Genomic DNA, 23487 nt, shown 5'->3' with positions numbered 1-23487 from the left:
TTCACTTTTCTTAATGGATAATAGAGATGAAACTAGCGCTGGTTGGTTCTGGAAAAATAATCATGTCGGCTCTTGATGCTTTAATACAGGTGCAAGGGATAGAGCTAGTCGCACTGTGTGTTCGGGCGGAAAGTATTGAAAAGGGACAGGTTATTTGCCAACAATTCGGTATAGCAAAGTTGTATACTGATTATCAAAAGTTGTTACAAGACCCTGATGTTGAGGTGATATACATAGGTTTGCCAAATCATTTACATTATCAGTATACCTTTGATGCATTGATGGCTGACAAACATGTGGTATGCGAAAAACCGTTTACACCAAATTGGCAACAGTTACAGGCGTTAATTTCCATTTCACAGACTAGGGGGCTTTTTTTGTTTGAAGCCATTACGTCTATTCATACCCCTGAATTTCACTTTATCAAGCAACACATTGATAAAATAGGTGAAATCAAAGTGATTCACGGTAATTATTCCCAATATTCAAGTCGATACAATGACTATTTGCAAGGCCGTATTCATGCTGCTTTTGACCCACAGCAAGCAGGCGGTGCGCTCTATGATATTAATTTATATAACATTTATTTGTTATCAGCCTTGATGGGAGCACCCGATAATAGCCACTATATTTGTAATAAAGGATTTAATGGAATTGATACATCAGGGGTACTAACGGCCCATTTTGAGCGTTCAGTTGCATCTTGTGTGGGAGCGAAAGATTCGGCGAGCCCCGGTTACTTTATTATTCAAGGCACCAAAGGGCATATTCGTATCACTGGAGCCCCAAGCCTTTGCCAGTCAGTCGAGGTTTGTATTGATGGGGAAATATCCAACGTATCTCGGGATGCAACAATCAATCATATGGTCTATGAGTTTGCATTCTTTCGTGAGCAAATTGCTAGTAAAAACCATGCTAAATGCGATGAATTGCTTGAATTAGCATTAATTGTCTCAAAAATATTGCACCAATCACGAAACGATGTAGGGCTGGTATTTACATCATAAAGACATTGGCAGCGCAATGGCTGCCATAATTTGTCAATTTAAAATGAATATAAAGATGCTACTGATTTACCAAGTTTTTCTGCAAGCTCAGATGCGGCATATCTATCCATAACTACCTCAATATAGGCCGCATGGTTCGATAGTTCGGCCTGCTTAATCGCATTGTCTAATTCATTGCAGTTGGTTACACGCTGACAATACCAATCATTACAACCTAATGCGGCGGGGAGCTGTGCATAATTCCATTGGGGTAAGTCGTTGTAATAGGCTTCAGGATTTTTACACAGAAGTCGTTCAATTAAATAGCCATCATTATTTAGGACGAAAATAATCGGTTTTAAACCAAAGCGGGCAAACTGGCTAATCTCTTGGGCCGTGAGTTGGTGAGAACCTTCCCCAGTCACTAAAATAACTCGCTTCTGTGGCTCTGCAATTGCTGCACCAAAGGCTGCGGGAGTGGCCCAGCCGATAGATCCCCATAATGTTTGGTTGTGAAATTGTGCATTTTCAGGTAATAAAGCAAAACCTAACCCCATAGATGCTGTTCCCGTTTCTGCAATAATAATGTCGTCCTTACGGAACATTTTTTCTAGGCGAGGGTACAAATATGAGGCGGTAATTTGGCCATTTTCACCTTGCTGCGGTGATCCTAATCCTTGAGCTTTGAGCCCGGCATGGTTAAGTGAGGGCGCAAGTTCTTTTAATTTATCTAACACATCTTTCATCAATACATTCGGGTAGATAGCGGAACCCACTTTCACATGGTCAGAAAGAATGTTAATACAGCTTTCAGGGGCAATCGTTGCGGTAAAGCTGCCGGTGTTGAAGTCCGTTAATACTGCACCGATCCCCATAACACAGTCACAGCTCTCGACGAATTCTCGCACATCAGGGTTCATTAGTTTTCCATTATAAATCCCCATATATTGAGCGTTAGATTCGCTTAATACCCCTTTATCCATAAACATGGTGGCATAAGGTAGGCCAGTTTTCTGAATAATAGCCTCAACATCAGTCGTTAAGCCGAAACGAGCCGTTAAAATCCCAGGAATAATGCAGGCTTTTGTACTCGATATGAGCTTTTCGACAATAGCGGTAACCGCAGCTGATAATGACTTGCTATGACTTTTATTTATAGTGATAGTTTCAGGTGTTTCATCTGCTTTAATTGGCATAACAGCATAGTCAGAAGGGAAACCTAAATAAACGGGTCGAGATTCTTGTAAAGCGGTTGTAATTAAACGTTCTGTTTCGGCAATACAATTTTCAGGCGTTAAAATAGCGTGAGCACAGCTTAAATGTTGGCTCATTTGATAAAACACATCGAAATCACCATTTCCTAGGGTATGGTGAACTAAACGGTGTTTTTTTTGAACTCCGCTTGCTGGCATACCAACAAGATGAAAAACGGGAAGATGTTCGGCATAAGCGCCAGCAATACCATTTAAGGCACTGAGTTCGCCGACACCAAAAGTGGTTGATAACGCTGCGGCACCTTTCACACGGGCATAACCATCCGCAGCATATGAGGCATTGAGTTCATTGCAGTTGCCAATCCAGCGCATATTTTCACTTTCACATACTGCATCTTCAATAGGGAATGCGTAGTCACCAGCAACACCAAAAATATCGTGAATACCGATTTGGTAAAGTCTATCTAATACGTATTCGATAACCGTCTTATTCATCATGCTGATCTCCATTAATCGTCTAGCTTATAGTTCTAAGTTGAATTATTTTTATCGTTTATTATGCTTTAAAGGAAATCACTTAAACTCATTCTATCTATAACTAAAAATTATAGGGGGCGAAATGGACATTCGTTCATTACGTTATTTTGTTGAAGTTGTGCAGCTCAATGGTTTTAGCCGCGCGGCAGAAAGTTTATTTGTAACGCAACCAGCGGTTAGCCGTAGTATTAAAAAATTAGAAGATGAACTTGGTTATACTTTGCTGATTAGGGAAGTCGATGGCGTTAAATTAACGGAGGAAGGGGATATTTTATTGGCTCATGCGAGACAAATTCTTTCACAATTTGGCAGTATGAAAAAAGCGTTACTGGAAAGGTCAGGCCCTATATCTGGAGTACTACCCGTGGGGCTACCACCCGTGATAGCATCGACCTATTTTGCTGATATTATTATGGCTTTTAGCCGACGTTATCCACAGGTGGAACTGAAAATTCTTGAGTTGGGTACACGCAAAATGCGAGAGGCAATGCTAAATGGTGAAGTTGAAACTGCCGCCGTGATGTTACCTTTTGCTGATGACCGCTTTGAAGTACACCCTTTTTCAACCGACCGATTAATGCTATTGGTTAGCAACCAACATCCACTTGCAATACGTGAATTTGTTAAATTTAGTGAAATAGCCGATGAGCCTTTTATTTTCTTTTCTGATGATTTTCTAATTAATGAACTTGTTGTTAGTGCTTGCGGTGTTTATGGTAAAAAAACCACTATTTCTGGGCGTAGTAGTCATTTAGATTTGGTGACAGCCATGGTAAGAGCTGGGGTAGGGATAACGCTACTTCCGGACAGTATGTGGCAGAACGCCAGTTCAGTGGGGGTATCCGTTATTCCAGTTATTGAGCCAATATTGGCTTACGACATTGCTTTAGCGACAGTAAAAAACCACCATCAAAGCCGTCGTGCACAAGCATGGCATGATTTGGCTTTGGATATGTTAAGAATAAGGAAAGTGTGAGCGAGGCTAACATAAAATTTGATACCCAATCGAGTATTTTCTTATGCAGCCTTCACGTTTTGTCAGCCACTACGGATAAAATAGAATAAGCCCAAATACAGCAAAGATGGCAAGGTGTATCCAACCTTGAATGGGAGATGTTTTCTGACCATTAAATGAAAGCATAGTCAGTAACATGGTGATTGCGAATAAAACAATTTCCGCGTTAGAAATCCCCATAATGACTTGTTTACCGGTAATAATGCCGATAATTAATACTGCTGGCACAGTTAAACCTACCGTTGAGACAAATGCGCCTTGGCAAAGGTTTATCGCTCGTTGCATTTCATTATTCATTGCCGCTTTTACTGCTGTGATTGATTCAGGTGTAAATACGATAATGGCGATCAGGACACCACCGACTGCTGCTGGTGCTCCTAAGGCTTCAATTCCGTAATCAGTCACGATGGCTAAATAATGCGCAAGTAACACAATAGGGAGTATCAGCCCAATTAACACACAAGAACGAATAATAATCGTTTTTTTGTTTGACTCAGCGTGGTTATCTTTCTTTTCGACATTATTGTCTGCCAAAGCATCGCTAGCTGAAATGTATTGTTCTGGGACATTCATCAGCCCTTTAGGCGGCTGGATAAAAAATCGTCGGTGACCTCGCATCTGCATCCACAAGAAAGCACCATAGATAAGTATAGTAATACCTGAAATACCAATGGCTTGCGTATGGGAATACTCCCCTTGGCTAGAGGTATAATTTGGTAGGATTAACGCTAAACCAGTCAGTAATACGATCATTGAAAGATAACTGTTGGTTCCTTGCGTATTATATTCTTGTTCACCATTTCTAGCTGAACCTGCGAGTAAGCAGATACCTACGACGAGGTTCATGATAATCATCATCACGGCGAATATGGAATCACGCCCAATAGTTGGAAAATCACCGGGACCTAGTAGAACCGAGGCAATAAGAATGACTTCAATTAAGACAATAGATAAAGTCAGGATCAGCGTTCCGTATGGCTCACCCAATTGTTCAGCAAGATGGTCAGCCTCTTTAACGACACCAAAGGAAGCGGTGAGAATTGTAATGAACAGCAGTAAAAAAATCCAAGTTGCACTAAATGCAGAAAGACTGTCATTAAGTAATGTTTCGCCACTTAAAATAAAGAAAATGACGACTAACCAAGAGCCGATTAACCGGCTCCAAGTTGTTAACGGGATGAGTGGACTATTGAAACAGAAGCGCCCCATATTGTTTTCCTTTAGAAGAAAGGGCCGTCCCTGTTGCTGATACGCACTTGAGGTCGTCCTCAAGCCGAAAGAATATTAATCGGTCATTACTATAGCATTCATCTATTATCTTGCAACTCCTGCATGGAAATAAGCTTTATAGTCGCGCTGATAACATCGAAGGGGATTGTGACTCGCTTAAACACGATAAAATAAGATATTTCTATATGACAGATTACTTATTAGCTAGCTATAAACATTCATTTATTAATAAAGATTGAATTAGGTTTAAGTATTGACTTTGCTTAAAATTTTTCTTGAATAAACAATGTTTATTAAGAGCCAATAATAATTACATAAGAAATTGTTTTTGATTTAAATCACATATGTGGAATATTGTTCATACATTAATGAATTAAAAGCGCTATTGTTAAAAAAATGAAAATAGATTGTTTGTTTTATTTGACGGAGTGACAAATGAGCGCAGTAAAATATGATTATATTATTGTAGGTGCGGGTTCTGCCGGTTGTGTTCTTGCTGCTCGGTTGATCCAAGAGACGCAATCCAAAGTATTACTTATTGAAGCGGGTGGTAGCGATAACCACTTGTTTATTCGTATGCCAGCTGGCGTGGCGAAAATTATTGCCCAAAAAAGTTGGCCTTATGAAACTGAGCCAGAGCCTCACGCGAATAACCGTAAAATGCAAATTGCCCAAGGGAAAGTGTTGGGGGGAAGTAGTTCTGTCAATGGAATGATTTATATCCGAGGCCAGAAACAAGATTATGATAATTGGGCTCTAAATTACGGCTGTGAAGGCTGGGGATACTCGGATGTATTGCCATGGTTTAAAAAGGCAGAGAGTAATGAAAGCCTGACAGGAGAATACCATGGAACAGAAGGCCCACTTCCTGTCAGTGAAAATAGATACCGGCACCCATTATCAATGGCATTTATTCGTGCAGCGCAAGAGCATGGTCTTCCTTATGTCAATGACCTTAATGGGGAAAGCCAGCAAGGAACAAGCTTTTACCAGACGACAACGCATAATGGAGAAAGAGCCAGTACATCAAGAACCTATTTAAAATCAGTGGAAAAGAGTGATAAGTTGACATTAAAGCTTGGCACTCAAGTGAACCGTATCATCATTCGCGATGGCCGCGCGATTGGTGTTGCCTATCAAGGGAAAAATGGCCATGAAGTTGAGGCATTTGCCAGTTGCGAAGTATTGGTCTGTTCGGGTGCGATGGGCTCTGCAAAATTATTGATGCTATCAGGTATCGGGCCAGAGGAGCACTTGTCTTCATTGGGGATCCATACTCATGCGAATCTACCTGTTGGTAAAAATTTTCATGACCACCTACATATGTCAATTAACGTCACGACTAAGCAGCCAATAAGTTTATTCGGCGCAGACCAAGGTTTAAATGCGATTAAACACGGGGTCGAGTGGATGGCATTTCGCAGTGGACTGCTCACCTCTAACGTTTTAGAAGGCGCTGCATTTAAAGACAGCTGCAACCAAGGCCGTCCTGATGTACAAATTCACTTTTTACCTATTTTAGATAGCTGGGATGATGTTCCTGGTGAGCCTCTGCCCGCAGCCCACGGCTTTTCATTAAAGGTCGGGTACTTACAACCTAAGTCCCGTGGTGAAGTTTTATTGCGCAGCACAGACCCACAAGCCCCACTAAAAATTCACGCTAATTATCTTGCCTCACCCGAAGATATGGAAGGTTGCAAGCGTGCGGTTAAGTTTGGCTTAGATGTATTGGACTCCCCTTCATTACAAGTGCTAAGCAAAGAGGTTATAATGCCACCCGCTTCTGTACGTCATGATGACGCTCAACTTGAAGAGTTTGTCCGAAATTTTTGTAAAACGGTTTACCATCCTGTGGGAACTTGTCGTATGGGAACGGATACCACAACATCAGTGACTGATTTGCGGTTACGTGTACATGGTATTGAAAACTTACGTGTCGTGGACTGTTCTGTGATGCCTGAAATTCCAAGTGGCAATACCAACGCACCAACGATAATGATTGCAGAACGCGCCGCAGCGATGATTATAGAAGATAGGAACGCAAATTAACCTTGTGATAGGCTGATATAGAAAAAACAGCATAAAACCAAGGTAACACCTGAGCTTTATGCTGTTTCAATAAACTTAAGGTACGTTATAGACCAATTGTGGTACTACACATTAAACAAGAAGTTCAGCACATCGCCGTCTTTAACGATATAGTCTTTACCTTCTGCGCGCATTTTACCGGCTTCTTTTGCGCCTTGCTCACCACGGTACTGGATAAAATCATCAAATGCGATAGTTTGCGCACGGATAAAGCCTTTTTCAAAGTCAGTATGGATTTTACCTGCGGCTTGTGGTGCCGTTGCACCGACAGGGATAGTCCATGCACGCACTTCTTTCACCCCAGCAGTAAAATAAGTTTGCAGGTTTAATAACTGATAGCCGGCACGAATAACACGGTTAAGACCCGGTTCTTCAATACCTAAATCAGCCATAAACTCATCGCGCTCTTCGTCTTCAAGTTCTGCAATATCAGACTCAATCGCTGCACAGACGGGAACAACTACAGAGCCTTCGGCTTCTGCAATTTTATACACCACATCTAAGAAGGGATTATTTTCAAAACCATCTTCATTAACGTTAGCAATGTACATCGTTGGCTTTAATGTTAAGAAGCTCAAGTAGCGGATAGCGGCTTTATCTTCATTAGATAACTCTAATGTACGCAACATACCTGCTTGCTCTAGGTGCGGCAAACATTTTTCTAATGCTTCTAATTCTGCTTTTGCGTCTTTATCGCCACCTTTTGCGCGTTTTTGGACACGATGGATAGCGCGCTCACAGGTATCAAGGTCAGCAAGTGCTAATTCAGTATTAATGACTTCAATATCTGCGGCAGGGTCAACTTGGCCTGCAACGTGGATGATATTGTCATTTTCAAAACAACGAACAACGTGGCCAATGGCTTCGGTTTCACGGATATTCGTTAAAAATTGGTTACCTAGGCCTTCACCTTTAGATGCCCCTTTGACTAAGCCCGCGATATCCACGAACTCCATCGTAGTTGGTAAAATACGCTGTGGCTTCACAATTTCAGCTAATTGATCAAGACGTGGGTCTGGCATTGGCACAACACCTGTGTTTGGTTCAATTGTACAGAAAGGGAAGTTGGCTGCTTCGATGCCGGCTTTGGTCAATGCATTAAACAGAGTGGATTTACCCACGTTAGGCAGACCAACGATACCGCATTTAAAACCCATATGTTTCTCACCTTAATAGCGAGGGGCAGACATACGCTGCACCCAATGTTTAGAAATTGGCGCTGATTATACACAAAAAGTCGATTCGGATGAAATGAACTCTTATGCAGTTGCTTTGAAGCCATGTAGACGATTGATGGCTTTGTCCATTCCGTCTGCTAGCAGAATATCTGTACACCTAGCCGCTTCATCAATTGCATCATCAATGAGTTTTTGCTCAGATAACGGTGGCTTACCCAAAACAAAGCCAACCACTTTGTTTTTATCACCCGGGTGGCCAATACCTATGCGTAAACGATAAAAATTCGGGTTATTGGCGAATTTACTTTGAATATCTTTCAACCCATTGTGGCCGCCATTGCTGCCCCCTAATTTCATTTTAGCTACACCGGGTGGTAAATCGAGTTCATCATGGGCGACTAAAATTTCATCGAGATTGATGCGATAAAAATTGGCTATAGCGGCAACCGACTTACCACTTAGGTTCATAAATGTGGTTGGAACCAGCAGACGGATGTCATTACCGCCCATATTAATACGTGCGGTATAACCAAAAAACTTTGCTTCTTCTTTCAATGGCTGATTATGGCGCTCAGCCAGTAAATCAACATACCATGCACCTGCATTATGGCGCGTTTGTGCATATTCAGCACCCGGATTGGCAAGTCCAACAATTAACTTAATTTTGCTCACGGTGGTGATTTCACTATCAGTTATGAAAATAATGCCCTAGTTTACCTTGTGAAATGCAGGATGTACAAAATTGTGATGGATAAAGTAACTATGATTATAATTGCTTAATAAACTATTCGGGTTTTCTGATTTTTTGATGAAAAGCATTTTTTGTACAGATATTCTTGCTAACTTCCTTCCTTGTGATGTCTATCGCAAAAAATTTTACTTAATGCACTATAATCATTACATAAATATAAAGTATGACCGAATTTATTTACACATGCTTGCTTATCAGTTTACTGGTACTGGAGGTATATATGAAACGGAAAAGCGCTCATCTTCTTGGTAATGTCTTCATGGGAATCGGAATGGTGTTGATGATCGGGAGTATCGGTGTCAACTTATTCTCTCATATCGTTAACTTAGGCCTTTCAGAACTTATCACGAACGGTTCCTTATTCGGCATTTTTATCGGTGCGATGGTATGGTTAGTCGGTGCTAGGATCGGCGGCCGTGAAAAAGTTGCAGACCGTTACTGGCAATTGAAACAACAATATCATTCACGCAGAGATAATCACCGCTATCCATAACATAAATAGTCTAGAGCAATTAATTGCTGATAATGGTGAACGAGTTTGATAATTAGGCATTAAGAAGAGTGAAATCCCAAAGAATTTTGCTCTTTTGTCGTGAATATTGTTAGTTATTTTAGATGGCTATTTTTGTCGTTTCATAATGTGAAATCACCACTATGATCGGTGATAAAATATAAAAATGAGCCCCAGTGGCTTTTTCTGCCAAAATCATAAAGCCCCTGCAAATGACATTGCAGGGGCTTATATTTTTTTGTGACTTTTTCATCACGGTTGAACGCTAAAATCCAATATTGGAGAATTAGTGTTCAAACATTGCTGAAATTGACTCTTCGTTACTAATACGACGGATAGCTTCAGCTAACATACCTGAAAGCGTTAAGGTGCGAACATTGCTCAGCGCTTTGATTTCAGGAGAAAGAGGAATAGTGTCACAAACAATGACTTCATCAATGACTGAATTTTTGATGTTGTCTACAGCATTACCTGAGAAAATCGGGTGTGTAGCGTATGCAAATACACGCTTCGCACCACGTTCTTTCAGTGCTTCTGCTGCTTTACACAGCGTACCACCGGTATCAATCATATCGTCCACTAAGATGCAATCACGACCTGAAACATCACCAATGATATGCATGACTTGAGAAACGTTCGCACGTGGGCGGCGTTTGTCAATAATGGCCATATCGGTGTCATTCAGGAGTTTTGCGATAGCTCTAGCACGTACCACGCCGCCGATGTCTGGAGATACAACGATTGGGTTTTCCAAATTCTTCTGTAACATATCTTCCAGAAGAATAGGGCTACCAAATACATTATCCACAGGAACATCAAAGAAGCCCTGGATCTGCTCTGCGTGTAAATCGACAGTGAGCACACGGTCTACACCTACACTTGACAGAAAATCGGCAACAACTTTAGCGGTGATTGGTACACGGGCAGAACGTACGCGACGATCCTGTCTTGCATAACCGAAGTAAGGGATAACAGCGGTAATACGACCAGCAGATGCACGGCGTAGGGCATCGACCATAACAACCAGTTCCATCAGGTTATCGTTGGTTGGTGCACAAGTTGACTGGATGATAAAAATATCACCACCGCGAACATTTTCATTAATTTGAACACTGACTTCGCCGTCGCTAAAACGACCAACAGCCGCGTCTCCAAGATTAGTGTAAAGGCGGTTAGCAACACGTTGTGCTAGTTCCGGTGTAGCGTTACCAGCAAAAAGCTTCATATCGGGCACGAGAAAAACCTCAGGCTTGCGTCCAGAGAGATATTGTTGACCAACAGCGACAAGGCTTATTGGTGCAATACACGGGTTATCCCAGCGCGGAACTTGTGCAGTGGGGAAACGTTAACGCCTTGAGCGACGAACCCTTGCACCCACGATGGGGCTTTATTTAACACCTGCAGGGCATCCGCTTGTGTTTCAAATTCAGAAAAAACACATGCGCCTGTTCCTGTAAGGCGAGACGGAGCATATTCTAACAGCCAAGAAACAAGCTGTTCAACCTCACGAAAACGTTTTCTTGCGATTGGTTCGCAGTCATTTGCGTACGGAGCCAGTAATAATGCGGCTAGGGAGCGTTTTGGAGAATTTCGATTTAATTGTGGATCTGTGAAGATCATCGGGGTTGATATTTCAATTCCGGGATGAGCCACCAAATACCATTTCTCTTTAGGGGAAGCTTTGGTTAAAATATCACCAACCCCTTCGGCAAAAGCTGCATGCCCACGAACAAACACAGGAACATCTGCTCCTAATGATGCGCCTAATTGCGCAAGGACTTCATCAGAAATCTGTGTTTTCCAGTGTTCGTTAAGCGCAATTAAGGTAGTTGCTGCGTTTGATGAGCCTCCACCAATACCACCGCCCATTGGTAATATTTTATGAATACGGACATCGGCACCTAGTGGGCCACTGTGTTGCAACGTATCGCGGCAATAAGATTGTAATAATCTAGCAGCCCGTAAAATTAGGTTTTTTTCGGGGGGAACCCCTTGCATATCCGTCAATAAATTCAACTGGTCGTCATCACGTGTTGTGATAGTGATTTCATCGCCATAATCGACAAATTGAAATAGAGTTTGTAACTCGTGATAGCCATCAGGGCGTTGGCCGGTGATGTACAAAAAAAGATTTAATTTTGCCGGAGAAGGCCATGTTAACGTCATTTTTTCAGTGTCCAACTATCCATTTTCAATTTGATAAGTCTATCCCCTTGGCGTAACTCGAGATAGTTTGGCAGCATTGGTGTTGTTTTGCTGTCATAGGAAATATAGTTGAGCTGCCATGTTTCACCATTGCTTTTAAACGTAACACTTTTTAGCAAGTGGTTTTCATCTAAGGTGAAATCTGTTGCACGTCCGGGCGAGCCAGTTAACCAAGCGGTTAGGTCATCAATTGGGATTTCCATACCAGTGAGCTGATAAATCAACTCGCTCGGCACGTCACTCATATGGGTTTGACCATCTTTGGTAGTTAATCGAGCTAAATCAGGTTCAACGGTAAGTTCAAGTTCGCGGCTACCTAATGGGTTGGTTAACAATAAACGGTATTTTTCCGGTGTATATTGTTGCCAGAAAAACTTAGCGTACGTTTTTGTTTCTCCTCCGTTATAGGCAAAGGAGCCCCGTGTTTGGTAGTCACGTAACTGACTTAATTCTTGTTGATGTGCTTTCCACTTAGCATCCGATGCGGAGCTGGTTCCTTTCGTGGTTGTTTGTGACGTTGTCACGCAAGCAGTTAGCAAGACGCATGAAAGTGGTAAGAGGCGAAAAAAGTGCTTATTTATGTGCATAAACGGTAAAGCTTGAGTTAATTGCATATCAAATCTCAAAGTTGTTTGGGCGCTGATAGCAGTCTCTATTGAGTTACTTGCATTTAAAGAGGTTTAGTTTAGCGCGATATGGCTATCTGAGTCATCTATTGCACTCGATGATATACCTAACCGATAAAAATCTGTAAGTGATTTACTGTTTGTATACAAATAACATAGTGCATTGACAGCGGGAATGGTTTTCTAAAGTGGCTATTAAACCAATCCAAGCTCGTCACCATTTGCTTTCTGTGCGAAATAATTGCATCCTCTATGCATCTTATCGCAGTTAATTTATCATTGTTAATAATGATATGGCTGATAATCAGTTTTATATAGTATAAATAAACGATAAAATTACGATCAGTTTTGACTGATAAAATCGCTATTACGTCTGTTATTTCGGTTTATTTTTTGGCGTGGGTCATCTTTCTGAAGGATAGGCTTATGCAAACCGTAGAAAGAGAGACGCGGATCATCTACAATAGAACAATATAAATAACAGTATTGCAAAATTGGTAGGAAATACCCATCGAGCATGACTGAAAATAATTAGCACTGTAAGCAATGTGAGCAAGTCGTAAAGCACAATGACCTTATTAGCCTTAGGCATCAACCATAAAACAGCACCAGTAGCCCTGCGTGAGCGGGTAACGTTTGGTCCTGAAAAAATTGACCATGCACTTGAGGAACTTCTCAAACAGCCTCAAGTGAATGGTGGTGTTGTGCTGTCTACCTGTAATAGAACTGAGCTTTATTTGAGCCTTGAATCGCAAGAACAAGCTCAAGAACAGCTAGTAAAATGGCTGTGTGATTTTCATGGTATAACCCAAAAAGATTTACAACCGAGTCTCTATTGGCACCAAGACGACCGCGCGGTGAGTCACCTAATGCGTGTCGCTAGTGGCTTGGACTCACTTGTTTTGGGTGAACCACAAATATTAGGGCAAGTAAAAAAGGCGTTTGCGCTTTCACAAGGTAACCACTCGTTATCGAGCGAACTTGAGCGTCTTTTCCAGAAATCGTTTTCTGTTGCAAAACGTGTGCGCACAGAAACCGATATTGGCGCGAATGCAGTTTCTGTCGCATTTGCGGCTTGTACACTTGCCCGCCAAATATTTGAATCACTCAAACATTTAAACATCTTGTTAGTGGGTGCAGGGGAAACAATTGAACTTGTGGCGCGTCATTTACGTGAACATGGCGTACAAAAAATGATGATAGCTAACCGAACACGTGAACGGGCGGAGTTATTGGCCAATGAGGTCAATGCACAAGTCATTTCGTTATCAGATATTGATAACCGCTTAGCGGAAGCTGATATTGTCATTAGTTCAACGGCGAGTCCTTTACCTATTATAGGGAAAGGGATGGTCGAACGTGCAATGAAAATACGTCGTAGTAAGCCGATGTTATTAATTGATATTGCCGTTCCTCGAGATATCGAACAAGATGTTGAAAAATTAAGAGATGTTTATCTCTATACTGTGGATGATTTGGAATCTATCATTGCACAGAACCTTGCTCAGCGAAAAGCCGCAGCCGTTGAAGCTGAATATATTGTTGAGCAAGAAAGTAGCCACTTTATGGATTGGTTGCGCTCACAAGCGGCAGTGTCTACAATTCGCGATTATAGAGAACAAGCTGAGGCCATTCGGGCAAACATGACTGAAAAAGCGTTGACCGCTATCCGTCAAGGCGCAGACCCTGAGCAAGTGATCATGCAATTATCGCAACAATTAACCAACCGCCTTATTCACGCTCCAACCAAATCTTTGCAGCAAGCTGCAGGTAATGGGGATGTCGAGCGTCTAAATCTACTTAGGGACAGCCTAGGGCTGGACCATCAATAACCACATTTTAATCATAGGTCTTATATAACGAATGAAGCCTTCTATTGTCGCAAAACTAGAAGCATTACAAGAACGCTACGAAGAAATTGAAGCGCACCTTGCTGATGCAGGTGTAATTGCCGATCAAGACCGTTTTCGTGCTTTATCAAAAGAATATGCCCAATTATCTGATGTCGCTAAATGCTTTAGCGCATGGCGCACAGTACAGGATGACATCGAAACAGCTGAAATGTTGTTAGACGATCCTGAAATGAAAGAAATGGCTCAAGAAGAGCTTAAAGAAGCCAAAGCGCGCAATGAAGAGCTCGAACAGCAATTACAATTGTTGCTGCTTCCAAAAGATCCTGATGATGAATATAACTGTTTCGTTGAAATCCGTGCGGGTGCCGGGGGAGACGAAGCGGCAATTTTTGCGGGTGATTTATTCCGTATGTATAGCCGTTATGCAGAAAACAACCGCTGGCGCGTTGAATTAATGAGCACGAGCGATGGCGAACATGGCGGTTTTAAAGAAGTCATCGCGAAAATTTCCGGTGATAGCGTTTATGGTCGCTTAAAATTTGAGTCAGGTGGTCATCGTGTTCAACGTGTTCCCGAAACGGAATCTCAAGGCCGTATTCATACATCCGCTTGTACTGTAGCGATTTTACCTGAGCTGCCAGAAGCTGAATTACCTGAAATCAGCCCTGCGGATTTACGTATTGATACTTTCCGCTCATCGGGTGCGGGTGGGCAGCACGTTAACACCACCGATTCCGCAATACGTATTACCCATATTCCGACAGGCATTGTTGTTGAGTGCCAAGATGAACGTTCACAGCATAAAAACAAAGCGAAAGCGATGTCTGTATTAGGTGCGCGTATTCGCCAAGCCGAAATGGATAAACGCCAAGCTGCAGAAGCATCTGAACGTCGTAATCTGCTAGGTTCTGGTGACCGTTCTGACCGTATTCGTACCTATAATTTTCCGCAAGGTCGAGTAACTGACCACCGTATTAACTTAACGTTATACCGTTTGGATGAAGTGATGGAAGGAAAATTGGATTCACTTATCCAACCTATCATCAATGAATACCAGGCAGACCAACTTTCTGCGTTGTCTGAGCAGGAATAATGCAGTATATCGAATGGGTCAAGCAGGCAGTCAATCGGCTGTCTGCAAGTGACAGTGCGAAGCGAGATGCTGAAATTTTACTGGAGCATGTCACAGGTCGCAGCCGTACCTATCTTTTTGCATTTGGTGAGACAGAACTCAACGCTGAAGAATGCCAACAAGCTGAATGTCTTTTGCAACGCCGTGAGAAAGGTGAGCCTATTGCCTATATTATCGGTGAACGTGAGTTCTGGTCCCTTCCTCTTTACGTCTCTCCTGCGACATTAATACCTCGGCCAGATACCGAATGCATTGTTGAACAAGCCTTATCCAGGTTAACAGAGCAAAAAAATCAAATTTTAGATTTAGGTACTGGGACTGGGGCAATTGCACTAGCCTTGGCATCTGAAATGCCGCAAAGTCAGGTTATCGGTGTTGATTTTAACCCTGATGCAGTTGTTTTAGCACAACGAAATCAGCAGCGCTTGAATATTTCAAATGTCAATTTTATACAAAGTAATTGGTTTGCTTCACTATCAATTCAACAATTTGATATGATTATCAGTAATCCACCCTATATTGATGAAAATGATACGCATCTCAGCGAAGGTGATGTGCGATTTGAGCCATTAACCGCTCTAGTGGCTAAGAATGAAGGCTTAGCTGATTTAATGCATATCATTCAAGAATCTAAAAAATATCTTAAAAATCAAGGGTGGTTGCTTCTTGAGCATGGCTGGACACAAGGTCTTGCAGTGCGTGATTTATTTGAAGTACATGGGTACACCAAAATTGAGACCTGTCTTGATTATGGTGGAAGAGAGCGAATTTCACTCGGTCAATGGAATGGTTAAGTGGCATAGCAGTGGGAATGTAATGAAAACCATAGCGAATATAGAATTTAATCAACTCCCTTTAAGTGAAGGGATCATGACTGTTTCACAATGTATCCGTCATGATTTCCCGCTGATGAAAGTGCAAGCTCAGTTAGATAGCTTAGTCTCATCAGCCAAGTCTCGTATCGATTTAACCGCTGATAACGAAACAAAAATTCAGCAATTGGCCTCACTTTTTTACCAAGAGTGGTCATTTGGCCCAGCTGAAGGGATCTATTTGTTATCGGATATGCTGTGGCTAGACAAAGTATTGTCATCTAAGCAAGGTACGCCAGTGACACTCGGTGCTATTTTTTTATATATTGCCGAACGCCTTGATATTGCGATTTATCCCGCTATTTTCCCTACTCAATTATTATTTATTAGTGAAAGAAATGATGGCAGCCAATGGGTTATTAACCCTGTAAATGGCGAGTCTTTATCATTACACACGTTAAATTTGTGGCTCAAAGGAACCGTTGATCCTTTTTCTGAATTTTACTACGACCAACTTGAGACAGCAGAAAACAGCATTGTTATTCGTAAAATTTTTGACACACTCAAAGCTGCATTAATGGAAGAAAAAAAGATGGAGTTAGCGTTACGGGTTTGTGAAACGCTTTTGACTCTTGATCCTGAAGACCCTTACGAAATTCGTGACAGAGGGTTAATTCTTGCACACTTAGATTGTAATCATGTGGCATTGAGCGATCTCAATTATTTTATTGAACATTGCCCAGAAGACCCTGTCTCTGAAATGATTAAAATACAAATTTATTCGCTGGATAACCATCCAGTCGTATTACATTAATTAACATACAGGCCGATTTTCCTGTTTCAATATTAAAGGTAAGAGTATGCAACAGAAAGTAGTCAATATTGGTGATATCAATGTCGCGAACGACTTGCCGTTTGTGTTATTTGGTGGGATGAATGTATTAGAATCTCGCGATATGGCGATGAAAGTGTGTGAGCATTATGTCACAGTGACACAAAAGTTGGGGATTTCTTACGTATTTAAAGCGTCATTTGATAAAGCTAACCGCTCATCAATTCACTCTTACCGTGGTCCAGGTCTTGAAGAAGGAATGAAAATATTCCAAGAGTTGAAACAAACATTTGGCGTAAAAATCATTACGGATGTTCATGAGCCAGCACAAGCAGCCCCTGTTGCCGAAGTCGTTGATGTCATTCAATTACCAGCGTTCTTAGCCCGTCAAACGGACTTAGTTGCAGCAATGGCTAAAACAGATGCGGTAATTAATATCAAAAAACCTCAGTTTATCAGCCCAGGACAAATGGGAAATATCGTTGAGAAATTTATCGAAGGTGGTAACGATAAAATTATTCTTTGCGACCGTGGCGCAAACTTTGGTTATGACAACCTAGTTGTTGATATGCTTGGCTTTAATGTCATGGTTCAAGCATCAAAAGGCTGTCCTGTCATTTTCGACGTAACCCACGCATTGCAATGCCGCGACCCATTTGGTGCCGCATCTGGTGGCCGTCGTGGTCAAGTTGCTGAGCTGGCAAGAGCGGGAATGGCGGTTGGGATCGCAGGGTTATTTCTTGAAGCCCATCCAGACCCAGACAACGCGCGTTGCGATGGCCCATCAGCATTACCATTAGATAAGCTAGAACCATTCTTAAAGCAAATGAAAGCAATCGACGAGGTAGTAAAAAGCTTCCCTGAGTTAGATACAAGTCGCTAAGTTAGACGGTTTATGCAGCTCACCGAAGTCGTTTCTATGTTCGGCGCTGATTTACAGCGCCGATATGGTGAAAAAATTTATAAAATTACCTTACATGGTGGTTTTAATTGCCCAAACCGTGATGGCACCCTTGGGCGAGGCGGCTGCACCTTTTGTAATGTGGCCTCTTTTGCCGATGAAAGCCAATCTTCTAAAACCATCAGTGAACAAATTCACCAACAGATTACCCGAATTTCCCGCGCAAAACGTTATTTAGCTTATTTCCAAGCCTATACCAGTACTTACGCAGAAGTGAGTCTGCTAAAACAGCTCTATGAAGATGCTTTACAACAGGCTGATATTATTGGTTTATGTGTTGGAACGCGCCCTGATTGTGTTCCTGACGCGGTATTATCTTTATTGAGTTGTTATCAGCAACAAGGTTATGAAATATGGCTTGAGCTAGGTTTACAAAGTGCTCATGATAAAACGCTACATCGTATTAATCGCGGCCATGGTTTTGATGCATACCAACAAACAACGCAAAAAGCGCGTAGTCTTGGATTAAAAGTTTGTACGCATTTGATTTGTGGGCTACCCGGTGAAAATGCCCAAATGAATATGCAAACATTGGATAAAGTACTTGAGTGTGGAACGGATGGCATCAAACTTCACCCGTTACATATTGTTGAAGGTAGTGTAATGGCAAAAAGTTGGCGAGCAGGGCGCTTGGCAACACTTTCTCTTGATGAATATACCCAAATTGCCGGTGAAATGGTGCGTCATACACCAACTGACATTGTCTACCACCGTATTAGTGCCAGTGCAAGAAAACCTACGTTACTCGCCCCGAGCTGGTGTGAAAACCATTGGGTAGGAATGAATAACTTATATCAATACTTCTTAAAATGGGGTGGCCAAGGCTCTGCGCTTTGACTTCTTTAATGAGAATAATTATGAAATCAAACTTTTATAAAGCTATTATCGTTTCATCCCTCATTACGTTTTCTTTTCAAGCTACCGCTCAACTTGATATTACCCCTGAAGATAAACAAAAATTTGTACAAACTCATCAAAAAGCAACGAAGAAAGATACCCTTGCTCAGTATCAGCTGGCTCAAATGTATTTTTCCGGTTTAGGTGTTCTACAAAATCTTAATAGTGCGCGTTTATGGGCAAACGAAGCCGCAAAAAATGGTAATGCAGATGCTTATGCGTTATTAGCGGATATTAATCTATTAAGTGATAGTTACTTTTCACAGGAATTAGTTGATGCACGTAAATACGCGATTAAAGCGGTTGAAATGGGTAGTACACGTGGAAAAATCAGTTTAGCAGAGTCATTGATAAACCCAATTGCAGGTAAAACGGACTATCAACAGTCTATAGAACTTCTCAATGAAGTTAATGCGCTAAATAACCCAGACTATTTTATTGCTCCAATTTTGCTTGGCGTTATCTACCTAGATGGCCAAGGTGTCGCAAAAGATGAAAAGCAAGCACAACAATGGTTTGATAAGGCTAATGAGATGACTTATCCAGGGTATGCAGAATGGATGGCAGCATTTAGATTTTCTGAAGATAACACAGGAACGGTGGCTATCGACCCAGCAAAAGCAAAAAAATTAAGGGTAATAGCTTGCGAAAAAGGGAAAGAAGCAGGGAATGAAATGTTTTGCTTCAATGAGTAACAGTTAAACCGCCATGTAAAATAACATGGCGGTTTAGTTAAGGGACTTAAATTAAGACGCTGTTGTTGCCTTTTCTGTGTCGATAGAACTCGCCTGTTCGATAGCCTTAACAGCTTCAAGTGCATGATCTATTGAATTATAAAAACTTAACACGCCTTCAATCGGTGTCACTTTCGCTCTTGCCAAAGTTTTTAATGGCTGGAACGGAATGTCACAAACTAAGACATGGGTATCTTTGCGTACGGCATCGATGAATTTTTCGAAAGCTTCTAAGCCACCCGCATCTAAGACCGGTACAGCGTCCCATTGCATAATGATGGTTTCATAACCTGCGCTTTTGACACGTAATTCATCAAAAATACGCTCGGCAGCAGCGAAAAATAATGGGCCGTTTATTCTTACGACTAAACGGCTTCGCTCTTCATCTGTTTCTGCTAATTGTGTTGAACGGGTCATATTGGCAATACGTCGCATAAACAATAATGACGCGAGAACAATCCCGACAGTAATAGCAATAACCATATCAAATAGAACAGTTAGAGACATACATAGCACTAATACAATAATGTCATCTTTTGGCGCGCGTTTAATCAGGTAAACGACTTTACCCGCCGCACTCATGTTCCAAGCTACAATCAATAATAATGCAGACATGGCGGCTAATGGCAAATAAGAGAGCATTGGAGCAAGAACTAATAATGTAAGTATCACCAATATTGAGTGAATAATCGCAGAAATGGGGGATGTTGCACCTGCGCGAACGTTAGCTGCAGAGCGGGCTATTGCAGCGGTTGCTGTGATCCCACCAAAAAAAGGCGCCGCAATGTTCCCCACACCTTGGCCAATAAGTTCACTATTGGAATGGTGTTTGGTTCCTGTCATGTTGTCCAATACTACGGCACATAGTAGTGATTCAATCGCACCAAGCACTGCCATAGAAAATGCAGCGGGCATTAATGCGGTGATCATCGCCCAATTAATTGGCGCACTTCCAGGGAGTTCCCATGGCAAAATAAACTGCGGTAGGATAGGGGGAATACCATTACCTTCAGTGCCATCAGGCAATAAATAGCTAAATTCAGATCCAATAGTCGCGACTTCCATGCCAAATAATGAAAGCACCCACATGACGAAAGTCCCGACAATAAGGGCTGGTAAATGGCCGGGAAATCTTAATTTTAATTTAGGCCAGAAGATAAGCACCAAAAGAGTTGAAAGCCCAATTAGTGTGTCGCTGTATTGAAACGTGGGGAATGTATTACCAATAGCAATTAGCTTATCAACATAGTTTTCTGGGACATGCACCATTTGCAAGCCAAAAAAATCTTTAATTTGCATTGTGGCAATGGTAATAGCTATCCCCGAAGTAAAGCCTAATGTGACTGAAACAGGGATATATTCAATAAACTTACCAAAGCGGGCAAACCCCATGGCAAGGAGTATGACACCGGACATTAGGGTAGCGACTAATAACCCACTCAACCCAAATTGCTGTGAAACAGGGTAGAGGATCACCACAAAAGCTGCGGTGGGGCCAGAAACGCTATAACGAGACCCACCTGTTATCGCAATGACGATACCTGCAATAGCCGCGGTATATAGCCCATATTGGGGGGGAACGCCACTTGCAATAGCTAAAGCCATTGCGAGCGGAATAGCGATAATACCCACGGTAATACCCGCGATTAAATCCTTAATAAAGCGAGTAGCCGTATATTTTTCTTTCCAACAAGAATCTATTAGCGCACTAAAAGGGCGCAACCTATTAATTTTTTTTGTACTCATTATACCCTACCAAATAACAGGGTGAAAAATAAACGAAATATGTACCTATAAGGATACGCTTAGTAACTTGAAAAAAATCTGTTATGTATCAATGAATCTGCAATTATCATAACGTTTTCAGTAACAAAAGTAAAAAACCGTTATATTATAAAGAAAAACAGTTAGAATACATTTTATATGGCTACTTTTTAGTTTTAGGTATACATATATGCAATAGCAATCTTATTTTTTGAACTGTAAATATAAATAATAGTACTGGTTAATGCTTAATTAATTAACTAGTTATTATTGCGACCAATAACCCTATCCATTGCAGTAGTACTAACCCAAGTGCATGGGTGAAAAGACGTTTAGTCCCAAACCACCTTTGCTGCATCGTGCGGTGTTTGATTTTGTTCGGAAATAAAAAATTTAATGCATTATCAAAATGTTCTGTTTCATTATGTGTGTAGATAATTTTAAAAAAATGGTTATCTAGCCACAGGCGATATATATAATACTGGCAAACTATAAATATAATTATATTGGTGAATAAAATATATTTAGGGTAATTAGAATAGAAATACAAAGCAAATTGACAAAATAATGCCAATACAGACCCAGTAGCAAAATAACGCCAACTATGCGTTAAAATAGTGATAACGTCACCTTGTTGTTTATTCATCAATGTATTCATTATTCACTCGACTTATATGGTAATCGGCATACCAATTATTCAGTTGTTGTATCGTTGCTGCATTTAAAATTACTTGTGGGCGAGCATGTTCAACTAATGCTACGGCTTCTTCTATGTTTTTTGCATCGCCATGATGTACCAACCATGCAACAGCAACAGTTGCACTTCGTGAATAACCTAATTTGCAATGAATGTATACCGCCCCATGTTTTACCAGTGTATCCATAGTATGGACTGACTTTTCGATATCTTCCGCGCTTAGTGGTAACAAATCAATTTGCGGTTGGCTACAATATTTCAGCTCTTTGCTGTAAGAATTGCGAGGCCATTCGCAAGTCATATCTAACACAGCTTGAGTTTGCAAAGCGTAAAGTGGGCGCCCTCCCAAAACAATGTGTTTATTAACAATACTGGGTTGTGCGCAGTGCTTAGCGAAGTAATGATAGGTTCCCCAAGCAATCAGCCGGTATGGTAGTAACAAAATAGCGGCAGAAGGGGAAATATTCCCTTCAGGTGTTTTTTGGAAAACGCTAGCACCAGCGCCTAAATAGCCAAGGGTAATAAAAAAGAGGGCGACAGCGGGCCATAATAGTAACCAAGCGAATCCTTGGAAGATAAACGCAAGAATAAAGCAAGCAAGAGAGCCTATGCCATAGTTTTTGCTCATTTTAAAACTGCGAGGTGAGCCAGTGTAATGCCATTGCCAGTGAGTTTGTATAGGAAGTAAATAACTAATTAATATGCCAACGGCAAAGCCGGTGACGACATCAATAAAGTGGTGCTGCCAAGTCGTCAATACGGACAGGAGAATGAGTATCGACCAACTATGAAGCAACCAGCGCCATTTTGTTGGTGTATGCGCTCGAAAACGTAACCATAAGATCCACAATAAAATAATATGTAATGAAGGAGCTTGGTTAAAGGGAAGATCAAATAATTCTAGGCTGTCAAACATCCAGCCAAATAGGCCATCAGTGCTTGGTCGAGGGAAACTAAACTTAAGTGGAAATAGTAAAAAACCAATACAAGCGATAATAGAAGCCGTGATGAGCCGTAAGCCATGGATCGATTGTTCTTTACGGGTTGTGCAAATAAATAAAGATAACCCATAAAAAAGGTCAATGCTCCAATAGGGAATGATAGACCAAGGGAGAAATGGAATATGGGTTTCCCAAGAAAAAACGATAGAAGGAACCTGGCCTAACGTTGCGGTATACGTATTGACTTGGCCATAAGTTAGGAAGAAAAAAGGTGCTAGAAAAACTAGCCATAGCAAACCAGAGCGTATTATTTGGCGTCGAGATACAGCCTGTTGAGGTTTGCGAGTTGCGGTTATCATCCTTTATCCTATTCCTTTAAATGGCAACGAACTGGCGGTGATATCAGTAAATGATTAGGGAAACAAATAACGCTAAGCAGCATAGGTGCTTTGCGGGCAATAAACAATGGCTATCACCTAAAGTTGAAGTTAGTGATTGATGCCAACAATGTGGCATCAATCAC

21 protein-coding genes are annotated in these 23487 nt (G+C 41.4%); 11 read left to right on the top strand and 10 right to left on the bottom strand.

The genetic code is table 11. The annotated features are described in order from the left end of the window. The first annotated feature begins 26 nt into the window (after positions 1 to 26). Positions 27 to 1007, top strand: coding sequence for a Gfo/Idh/MocA family protein (locus tag P3L37_RS10715; RefSeq protein WP_110731892.1), 981 nt, complete (start codon positions 27 to 29; stop codon positions 1005 to 1007). A 38-nt stretch (positions 1008 to 1045) separates the two neighbouring features. Here P3L37_RS10715 and P3L37_RS10710 read toward each other — a convergent pair whose 3' ends face one another. Further along, the gene (locus P3L37_RS10710; protein WP_196723424.1) at positions 1046 to 2695 is read right to left on the bottom strand and encodes an alpha-keto acid decarboxylase family protein; all 1650 of its coding nucleotides are present in this window, start codon (positions 2693 to 2695) and stop codon (positions 1046 to 1048) included. A 124-nt stretch (positions 2696 to 2819) separates the two neighbouring features. On the opposite strand from P3L37_RS10710, the gene P3L37_RS10705 reads away from it, so the two are divergent. Next, positions 2820 to 3713 (top strand): LysR family transcriptional regulator, encoded by an 894-nt coding sequence (locus tag P3L37_RS10705; protein WP_238562674.1) that lies wholly within the window; start codon positions 2820 to 2822, stop codon positions 3711 to 3713. Positions 3714 to 3782: 69 nt separating this feature from the next. Here P3L37_RS10705 and P3L37_RS10700 read toward each other — a convergent pair whose 3' ends face one another. After that, positions 3783 to 4961, bottom strand: coding sequence for a calcium:proton antiporter (locus P3L37_RS10700; protein ID WP_110731894.1), 1179 nt, complete (start codon positions 4959 to 4961; stop codon positions 3783 to 3785). 456 nt (positions 4962 to 5417) lie between these two features. Here P3L37_RS10700 and P3L37_RS10695 point away from each other — a divergent pair, with 456 nt between their 5' ends. Then, a complete protein-coding gene (locus P3L37_RS10695; RefSeq protein ID WP_109911297.1) occupies positions 5418 to 7031 on the top strand; it encodes a GMC family oxidoreductase in 1614 nt (537 codons plus the stop codon). Positions 7032 to 7135: 104 nt separating this feature from the next. Here P3L37_RS10695 and ychF read toward each other — a convergent pair whose 3' ends face one another. Both ychF and pth read right to left on the bottom strand, forming a co-directional pair. Then, entirely contained in the window at positions 7136 to 8227 is a 1092-nt protein-coding gene (gene ychF, locus P3L37_RS10690; RefSeq protein WP_004910600.1) for a redox-regulated ATPase YchF, read from the bottom strand. A 102-nt stretch (positions 8228 to 8329) separates the two neighbouring features. Further along, a complete protein-coding gene (gene pth / locus P3L37_RS10685) occupies positions 8330 to 8920 on the bottom strand; it encodes an aminoacyl-tRNA hydrolase (RefSeq protein WP_004910601.1) in 591 nt (196 codons plus the stop codon). Positions 8921 to 9219: 299 nt separating this feature from the next. On the opposite strand from pth, the gene ychH reads away from it, so the two are divergent. Further along, on the top strand, positions 9220 to 9492 hold the full coding sequence (ychH, locus tag P3L37_RS10680) for a stress-induced protein YchH (RefSeq protein WP_004910602.1): 273 nt from the start codon (positions 9220 to 9222) through the stop codon (positions 9490 to 9492). Positions 9493 to 9796: 304 nt separating this feature from the next. On the opposite strand, the gene prs is transcribed toward ychH, so the two are convergent. The 3 genes from prs to lolB are packed head-to-tail and all read right to left on the bottom strand — an operon-like array spanning position 9797 to position 12329. After that, the gene (prs, locus tag P3L37_RS10675; RefSeq protein WP_004910604.1) at positions 9797 to 10744 is read right to left on the bottom strand and encodes a ribose-phosphate diphosphokinase; all 948 of its coding nucleotides are present in this window, start codon (positions 10742 to 10744) and stop codon (positions 9797 to 9799) included. A gap of 56 nt (positions 10745 to 10800) precedes the next feature. Beyond that, complete coding sequence (gene ispE / locus P3L37_RS10670; protein ID WP_109911298.1) at positions 10801 to 11676, bottom strand: 4-(cytidine 5'-diphospho)-2-C-methyl-D-erythritol kinase; 876 nt, start codon at positions 11674 to 11676, stop codon at positions 10801 to 10803. Further along, positions 11673 to 12329, bottom strand: coding sequence for a lipoprotein insertase outer membrane protein LolB (lolB, locus tag P3L37_RS10665; RefSeq protein ID WP_004910605.1), 657 nt, complete (start codon positions 12327 to 12329; stop codon positions 11673 to 11675). The genes ispE and lolB overlap by 4 nt, the downstream gene beginning before the upstream one ends. A 581-nt stretch (positions 12330 to 12910) precedes the next feature. On the opposite strand from lolB, the gene hemA reads away from it, so the two are divergent. The 7 genes from hemA to P3L37_RS10630 are packed head-to-tail and all read left to right on the top strand — an operon-like array spanning position 12911 to position 19523. Further along, positions 12911 to 14173 carry a glutamyl-tRNA reductase gene (gene hemA / locus P3L37_RS10660; protein WP_004910608.1) on the top strand — a complete coding sequence of 421 codons (1263 nt, stop codon included), beginning with the start codon at positions 12911 to 12913 and terminating at the stop codon, positions 14171 to 14173. Positions 14174 to 14204: 31 nt separating this feature from the next. Next, on the top strand, positions 14205 to 15287 hold the full coding sequence (prfA, locus tag P3L37_RS10655) for a peptide chain release factor 1 (protein WP_004264135.1): 1083 nt from the start codon (positions 14205 to 14207) through the stop codon (positions 15285 to 15287). Next, positions 15287 to 16120 (top strand): peptide chain release factor N(5)-glutamine methyltransferase, encoded by an 834-nt coding sequence (gene prmC, locus P3L37_RS10650; protein WP_004910612.1) that lies wholly within the window; start codon positions 15287 to 15289, stop codon positions 16118 to 16120. Before prfA ends, prmC begins: the two co-directional genes overlap by 1 nt. A gap of 22 nt (positions 16121 to 16142) precedes the next feature. Then, positions 16143 to 16952 carry an invasion regulator SirB1 gene (gene sirB1, locus P3L37_RS10645; RefSeq protein ID WP_109911300.1) on the top strand — a complete coding sequence of 270 codons (810 nt, stop codon included), beginning with the start codon at positions 16143 to 16145 and terminating at the stop codon, positions 16950 to 16952. Positions 16953 to 16998: 46 nt separating this feature from the next. Continuing rightward, on the top strand, positions 16999 to 17853 hold the full coding sequence (kdsA, locus tag P3L37_RS10640; protein ID WP_272667296.1) for a 3-deoxy-8-phosphooctulonate synthase: 855 nt from the start codon (positions 16999 to 17001) through the stop codon (positions 17851 to 17853). A gap of 12 nt (positions 17854 to 17865) precedes the next feature. Beyond that, positions 17866 to 18768, top strand: a complete 903-nt coding sequence (locus tag P3L37_RS10635; RefSeq protein ID WP_004910623.1) for a TIGR01212 family radical SAM protein — start codon at positions 17866 to 17868, stop codon at positions 18766 to 18768. 20 nt (positions 18769 to 18788) lie between these two features. Further along, positions 18789 to 19523, top strand: a complete 735-nt coding sequence (locus tag P3L37_RS10630) for a tetratricopeptide repeat protein (RefSeq protein ID WP_109911301.1) — start codon at positions 18789 to 18791, stop codon at positions 19521 to 19523. A gap of 51 nt (positions 19524 to 19574) precedes the next feature. On the opposite strand, the gene dauA is transcribed toward P3L37_RS10630, so the two are convergent. The 3 genes from dauA to P3L37_RS10615 form a co-directional block, all read right to left on the bottom strand. Beyond that, a complete protein-coding gene (dauA, locus tag P3L37_RS10625) occupies positions 19575 to 21308 on the bottom strand; it encodes a C4-dicarboxylic acid transporter DauA (protein WP_109911302.1) in 1734 nt (577 codons plus the stop codon). Between the two features lie 274 nt (positions 21309 to 21582). Further along, positions 21583 to 21972 (bottom strand): hypothetical protein, encoded by a 390-nt coding sequence (locus tag P3L37_RS10620; protein WP_226537840.1) that lies wholly within the window; start codon positions 21970 to 21972, stop codon positions 21583 to 21585. After that, complete coding sequence (locus P3L37_RS10615) at positions 21965 to 23323, bottom strand: phosphatase PAP2/dual specificity phosphatase family protein (protein ID WP_109911304.1); 1359 nt, start codon at positions 23321 to 23323, stop codon at positions 21965 to 21967. Before P3L37_RS10615 ends, P3L37_RS10620 begins: the two co-directional genes overlap by 8 nt. Positions 23324 to 23487: the final 164 nt, after the last annotated feature.

This window comes from Providencia sp. PROV114 (assembly GCF_032704305.1).
GTDB lineage: Bacteria > Pseudomonadota > Gammaproteobacteria > Enterobacterales > Enterobacteriaceae > Providencia > Providencia rettgeri.
The sequence above is the reverse complement of the archived record's forward strand: the minus strand, read 5'-3'. Positions and strand labels throughout refer to the sequence as shown.

Coding starts and splice junctions, on each gene's coding strand:
- P3L37_RS10715 (WP_110731892.1), top strand. CDS start 27: ATGAAACTAGCGCTGGTTGGTTCTGGAAAAATAATCATGTCGGCTCTT.
- P3L37_RS10710 (WP_196723424.1), bottom strand. CDS start 2,695: ATGAATAAGACGGTTATCGAATACGTATTAGATAGACTTTACCAAATC.
- P3L37_RS10705 (WP_238562674.1), top strand. CDS start 2,820: ATGGACATTCGTTCATTACGTTATTTTGTTGAAGTTGTGCAGCTCAAT.
- P3L37_RS10700 (WP_110731894.1), bottom strand. CDS start 4,961: ATGGGGCGCTTCTGTTTCAATAGTCCACTCATCCCGTTAACAACTTGG.
- P3L37_RS10695 (WP_109911297.1), top strand. CDS start 5,418: ATGAGCGCAGTAAAATATGATTATATTATTGTAGGTGCGGGTTCTGCC.
- ychF (WP_004910600.1), bottom strand. CDS start 8,227: ATGGGTTTTAAATGCGGTATCGTTGGTCTGCCTAACGTGGGTAAATCC.
- ychH (WP_004910602.1), top strand. CDS start 9,220: ATGAAACGGAAAAGCGCTCATCTTCTTGGTAATGTCTTCATGGGAATC.
- ispE (WP_109911298.1), bottom strand. CDS start 11,676: ATGACGTTAACATGGCCTTCTCCGGCAAAATTAAATCTTTTTTTGTAC.
- lolB (WP_004910605.1), bottom strand. CDS start 12,329: ATGCAATTAACTCAAGCTTTACCGTTTATGCACATAAATAAGCACTTT.
- hemA (WP_004910608.1), top strand. CDS start 12,911: ATGACCTTATTAGCCTTAGGCATCAACCATAAAACAGCACCAGTAGCC.
- prfA (WP_004264135.1), top strand. CDS start 14,205: ATGAAGCCTTCTATTGTCGCAAAACTAGAAGCATTACAAGAACGCTAC.
- prmC (WP_004910612.1), top strand. CDS start 15,287: ATGCAGTATATCGAATGGGTCAAGCAGGCAGTCAATCGGCTGTCTGCA.
- sirB1 (WP_109911300.1), top strand. CDS start 16,143: ATGAAAACCATAGCGAATATAGAATTTAATCAACTCCCTTTAAGTGAA.
- kdsA (WP_272667296.1), top strand. CDS start 16,999: ATGCAACAGAAAGTAGTCAATATTGGTGATATCAATGTCGCGAACGAC.
- P3L37_RS10635 (WP_004910623.1), top strand. CDS start 17,866: ATGCAGCTCACCGAAGTCGTTTCTATGTTCGGCGCTGATTTACAGCGC.
- P3L37_RS10630 (WP_109911301.1), top strand. CDS start 18,789: ATGAAATCAAACTTTTATAAAGCTATTATCGTTTCATCCCTCATTACG.
- dauA (WP_109911302.1), bottom strand. CDS start 21,308: ATGAGTACAAAAAAAATTAATAGGTTGCGCCCTTTTAGTGCGCTAATA.
- P3L37_RS10620 (WP_226537840.1), bottom strand. CDS start 21,972: ATGAATAAACAACAAGGTGACGTTATCACTATTTTAACGCATAGTTGG.
- P3L37_RS10615 (WP_109911304.1), bottom strand. CDS start 23,323: ATGATAACCGCAACTCGCAAACCTCAACAGGCTGTATCTCGACGCCAA.